The organism is Arthrobacter sp. GCM10027362, from assembly GCF_042679445.1.
Lineage (GTDB): Bacteria > Actinomycetota > Actinomycetes > Actinomycetales > Micrococcaceae > Crystallibacter.
Genome location: NZ_JBHTML010000457.1, coordinates 1 through 547, shown reverse-complemented (window position 1 = coordinate 547; position 547 = coordinate 1). Strand labels below are relative to the sequence as shown.

Annotated in this window: 1 pseudogene; it reads right to left on the bottom strand. The window is 75.0% G+C overall.

Annotated elements, in window-relative coordinates:
• A pseudogene (locus tag ACFQ36_RS23335) lies at nt 1-547 on the bottom strand (primosomal protein N'); the annotation flags it as partial.

The following is a 547-nucleotide window of genomic DNA, read 5'->3' as shown; positions in this document are numbered from 1 at the left end:
CAGTCCTGGCAGGCCAGCGCCGGGGAGAATCCCGTCCTGGCCACCTGCACCAGCACCGGGCCGCGCTCAAGGCCGTCGTGCGCCGCCTGCCAGGCGGCCTGCGGCAGCCGGGCACGGGCCAGCAGCGGGTCCCGCTCCTGCTGGAAGGAGTCGGCGGTATTCACCACCCGCGGCGTCTGGGTGCGCAGCACCGAACGCTCGCACTGGACGGGCCGCGCCCAGCCGAGCTGGACCAGGCGTTCGGCCTCGGTGCTGCGGGCAGCCGATGCCAGCAGCATCCCGCAGTCCTCCAGGCCGGCCCGCAGCAGCAGGACCTCGCGGGTGTGCTGGTACGGGGCACGCTGCTCCACGTACAGGTCGTCGCCGTCGTCGCAGATCACGATCAGGCCCAGCCCGTGCACGGGGGCATAGGCGGCCGAGCGGGTGCCGACGGCCACCCGGACCTCCCCGTGCAGCAGCCGCAGGTAGTTGCGGTAGCGCGGCGTCGGGCCGTCCTCGGCGCTCAGCCGCGCATAGCCGCCGCTGCCGAGCACCGCTGCCAGCGCCG